The following is a 2390-nucleotide window of genomic DNA, read 5'->3' on the forward strand; positions in this document are numbered from 1 at the left end:
GAGGTCGCAACACAATGGCTCTGGACATATAACCATGACAGACCCAACATGGGGAACAGCGGGCTAACCCCCGCCCAGAAACTAAAAACAGCTGCCTGAATTCTCATTCAACGCCCGACTAAAAATGGGGGGATTACCAACAGACCATCAGATGCGTGGTGACTATCTGGAAGCACATTTCAGGCCGCTTCTCGACACAGCGATAGAAATGGCGATGGCGCTGACTGACAGGCCAGCGCATGTGCAGGAAGCAAGTTACGTGCAAACCTATATAGCGGTTCAGAATCTGATTGGTGCACAGAAAGCTGCGATGGATCTGTATTGTCGTGTGCAAGTTGTATCAATATTTTCATGATTTTCCTTGTTACGCCCTTCTCCTTTGTTTCAGGGCGAGAGGGTCGACGTCAGTCAGTGGATGCAAGCTGAAACTATGATTTCCTGAAGAGTTTGAGCCAGAGGAGACAGGTCATGAGTAATGTTATGGATTTCCCCATCCAGAACGGGGCGGCCAGGTCCTATCTGGCTGCGAAAGATCTCACAAAAGAACAGTGCCGTTTTATTCTCTCTCTACCGATAAATGGTGAATATGGCATTCCCAGAGCGGATCGCGGCGCCATCCGTGGATCATTGATATTGATGGGATATGTCGCGGCCGGGTTTTCCGCACGCTGGGGCAGTGCTGCCGCTCGCCTTACCAGTCGAGGACGCATCGTGCATCGGAAATTGATGTCTGGTGAAAACCTTTGATGAAGTGGCATAGGATCTGAAGAGGGAAAGCTAACATAGGCCATTTGAATGGTGGCCTCGAATTTAGAATCAAAAAATTATGCGATGTCATCGGGACTGAAACTAGCCGATCACTCATGAAACAATGTCCGCTTACGGGATGACTGCATTCATGCGAACACGTCTGCAATGAGGGCGGAAGCCGACATGGAGGCATCGCTCCGTCATGCAAAACTACCCGCAAGCCACTCCCTGAGCTTCGACCACCGTCGCCTGCCACCCTGATTGCGCACGGCGATAGCAAGCGCCTTCTTCTGGCCCACGAGCACGACGAGCTTCCGCCCCCGTGTGACGCCGGTGTAGAGCAGGTTCCGCGCCAGCATGGCGTAATGCTGCGTCACCAGCGGAATCACCACCGCCGGGTATTCCGAGCCCTGGCTCTTGTGGATGGTGGTGGCGTAGGCCAGCACCAGTTCGTCCAACTCGCCGAAGCCATAAACGACATCCCGTCCATCGAATGAGACCGTCAGTTCGCCCTCTTCCACATCGATCCTGCCGATAACGCCGAGGTCTCCATTGAAGACATCCCGGTCATAATCGTTGGCGATCTGCATCACCTTGTCGCCCGGACCATAGGTCCAGCCGAACCGCTCGACCTTCACCTCGTCCGGCGGGTTCAGCGCCTGCTGCAATTCGATATTCAGCGACCGCGCCCCAAGGCCACCCCGGTTCATCGGGCAAAGCACCTGCACGTCGCGAACAGGGTCCAGCCCGAACCGCGCCGGGATGCGATCCCTCACCACGGCCAGCAACTTGCGCAGCCCGACCTCGGGCTCGGCCGCCTCCACGAAGTAGAAATCCGATCCCTCTTCCGCGCTCAGTTCGGGCATCCTGCTCTCGTTGATCCGATGCGCATTGGTGATGATCCGGCTCTGTGCCGCCTGACGGAACACCTCGGTCAGCCGCACCACAGGCACGGCGTTGGAGCCGATGATGTCGGCCAGCACCTGCCCCGGCCCGACCGACGGCAACTGGTCCACATCGCCGACGATCAGCAACGCGGCGTTGTCAGGCAAGGCGCGCAGCAGGGATCGCATCAGCAGCACATCGACCATGCTGGCCTCGTCCACGACCAGCAGATCGCAGGTCAGCGGGTTGGTATCATCCCGCTTGAAGGTGCCACTGGCCGGATCCGTCTCCAGCAGTCGATGGATGGTCTTGCCTTCCAGTCCGGTGCTTTCCGACAGGCGCTTCGCCGCCCGACCGGTCGGGGCGCAGAGCTGCACGTCCGTGCCCTTGGCGGTCACGATCTTCAGGATGGCGTTGACCAGCGTGGTCTTGCCCACGCCAGGACCACCCGTGATCACCAGCACCTTGCTGTTCAGGGCAAGGCGCACCGCCTCCTGCTGGCTGGGCGCGAGCGCAAGCCCGGTCTTCCGTTCCACCCAGGTCATGGCCTTTCCAGCGTCGATCTCGGGCCAGGGCGGACGGCCGACGACACAGGCACGCAATCGCTCGGCGATGCTCTGCTCCGCGCGATAGAGACCCGCCAGGAAGATGCATCCCGTCTCGCCCACGCTGTCGGCAATAACGTCGCCCGCCTCCAGCTCCAACGTGAGAGCCGTCTCGATCAGGGGTGCCGCGACCTCCAGCAGTTCGGCGGT

3 protein-coding genes are annotated in these 2390 nt (G+C 58.9%); 2 read left to right on the forward strand and 1 reads right to left on the reverse strand.

Annotated features, from left to right (window positions below; translation table 11 throughout):
• The first annotated feature begins 151 nt into the window (after window positions 1-151).
• A complete protein-coding gene (locus tag GOB86_RS15240) occupies window positions 152-355 on the forward strand; it encodes a hypothetical protein (RefSeq protein WP_194301217.1) in 204 nt (67 codons plus the stop codon).
• A gap of 113 nt (window positions 356-468) precedes the next feature.
• Window positions 469-747 carry a hypothetical protein gene (locus GOB86_RS15245; RefSeq protein ID WP_228120877.1) on the forward strand — a complete coding sequence of 93 codons (279 nt, stop codon included), beginning with the start codon at window positions 469-471 and terminating at the stop codon, window positions 745-747.
• A 203-nt stretch (window positions 748-950) separates the two neighbouring features.
• Here GOB86_RS15245 and recD2 read toward each other — a convergent pair.
• Window positions 951-2390 (reverse strand): SF1B family DNA helicase RecD2 (gene recD2, locus GOB86_RS15250; protein ID WP_165993505.1); only part of this gene is annotated, 1440 nt, incomplete at its 5' end.

It is taken from the genome of Acetobacter lambici (assembly GCF_011516885.1).
GTDB classification, from domain to species: domain Bacteria; phylum Pseudomonadota; class Alphaproteobacteria; order Acetobacterales; family Acetobacteraceae; genus Acetobacter; species Acetobacter lambici.